Raw genomic sequence first — 1,606 nt, forward strand, 5'->3', positions numbered from 1 at the left:
TTGGAAAAGATCGCCGTGTTGATACCGGTGAGGTTGCCGTTGGCGTCGACCAGCGCACCGCCGGAGTTGCCCGGGTTGATCGCCGCATCGGTCTGGATGAAGTCTTCGTAGTTGTTCAGGCCCAACTGATTACGGCCGGTGGCGCTGATGATGCCCATGGTCACGGTCTGGCCGACGCCGAACGGGTTGCCGATGGCCAGCGCGACGTCGCCGATGCGAATGCTGTCGGAGCGGCCGACGGTGATTGCCGGGAGGTTTTTCAGGTCGATTTTCAGAACTGCAAGGTCAGTTTCCGGATCGCTGCCGATCACCCGTGCCAGCGTCTCGCGACCATCCTTGAGCGCCACGACGATCTGGTCGGCGCCGCTGGTGACGTGGTTGTTAGTGAGGATGTAGCCTTCCGGGCTCATGATCACCCCGGAACCGAGGCTCGATTCCATGCGCTTCTGTTTCGGCGAATTGTCACCGAAGAAGCGGCGGAACTGCGGATCCTCGAACAAGGGATGCGCCGGTTTGTTGATGACCTTGGTGGTGTACAGGTTGACCACCGACGGCGCGGCGATGCCCACCGCATCCGCATAGGACACCGGCCCCTGTTGCACGATCGTGGTCTGAGGGGCCTGTTGCAGATTGACGTCGAGGCTCGGCAGCCCGACCCACTCGGGGTAACGCTGAATAATCAACAGAGCGATAAGCACACCGGCCAACAGCGGCCAGCCAAAAAAACGCAGCGCCTTGAGCATTAAGCACGTTCCTGGAAAGGTTGCAGGCGAGGTCAGACCGCCCATAATGTCGCGCATTATACGAGGCCGCGCGCGCCTCTGAACGGGATATTTAGGAGTCTTTCATGGCCGTTGCCCTCAGCACCCTCGTCGAAGAAGCCGACCGTTACCTGGGCAGTGCGAAAATTGCCGATTATTGCCCCAACGGATTACAGGTCGAAGGCCGCCCGCAGGTGATGCGCATCGTCAGTGGCGTCACCGCCAGCCAGGCGTTGCTCGATGCCGCCGTCGAAGCCGAGGCCGACCTGATCCTGGTCCACCACGGTTATTTCTGGAAAGGCGAAAACCCTTGCGTCACCGGCATGAAACAGCGCCGCTTGAAAACCCTGCTCAAGCACGACATTAGTCTGCTCGCCTATCACCTGCCGCTGGATCTGCACCCGGACGTCGGCAACAACGTGCAACTGGCGCGTCAGCTCGACATCACTGTCGAAGGTTCGCTCGACCCGAGCAATCCGAAAGTCGTCGGGCTGGTCGGCTCGCTGAATGAGCCAATGACTGCGCGGGATTTCGCGCGCAAGGTGCAGGAAGTCATGGGGCGCGAGCCGCTGCTGATCGAAGGCAGCGGCATGATCCGCCGCGTCGGCTGGTGCACCGGCGGTGGCCAGGGTTATATCGATCAGGGCGTGGCGGCGGGGGTCGACCTGTTCATCAGTGGCGAGGCCTCCGAGCAGACTTTCCACAGCGCCCGGGAAAACGACATCAGCTTCATCGCCGCTGGCCACCACGCCACCGAACGCTACGGCGTGCAGGCGCTGGGTGAGTATCTGGCGAAGCGCTTTGCCCTTGAGCACATCTTCATCGATTGCCCGAATCCGATCTGA

The 1,606-nt window shown here is 61.3% G+C and carries 2 protein-coding genes; one reads left to right on the top strand and one right to left on the bottom strand.

Features of this window, described 5'->3' with window-relative positions:
- On the bottom strand, positions 1 to 743 hold a 743-nt coding region (locus D6877_RS25150), incomplete at its 3' end, for a trypsin-like peptidase domain-containing protein (protein WP_130912455.1).
- 104 nt (positions 744 to 847) lie between these two features.
- Here D6877_RS25150 and D6877_RS25155 point away from each other — a divergent pair.
- Positions 848 to 1,606 carry a Nif3-like dinuclear metal center hexameric protein gene (locus tag D6877_RS25155; RefSeq protein ID WP_130912456.1) on the top strand — a complete coding sequence of 253 codons (759 nt, stop codon included), beginning with the start codon at positions 848 to 850 and terminating at the stop codon, positions 1,604 to 1,606.

Source organism: Pseudomonas sp. Sample_9, assembly GCF_004307535.1.
GTDB lineage: Bacteria > Pseudomonadota > Gammaproteobacteria > Pseudomonadales > Pseudomonadaceae > Aquipseudomonas > Aquipseudomonas mercuritolerans.

Coding starts and splice junctions, on each gene's coding strand:
- D6877_RS25155 (WP_130912456.1), top strand. CDS start 848: ATGGCCGTTGCCCTCAGCACCCTCGTCGAAGAAGCCGACCGTTACCTG.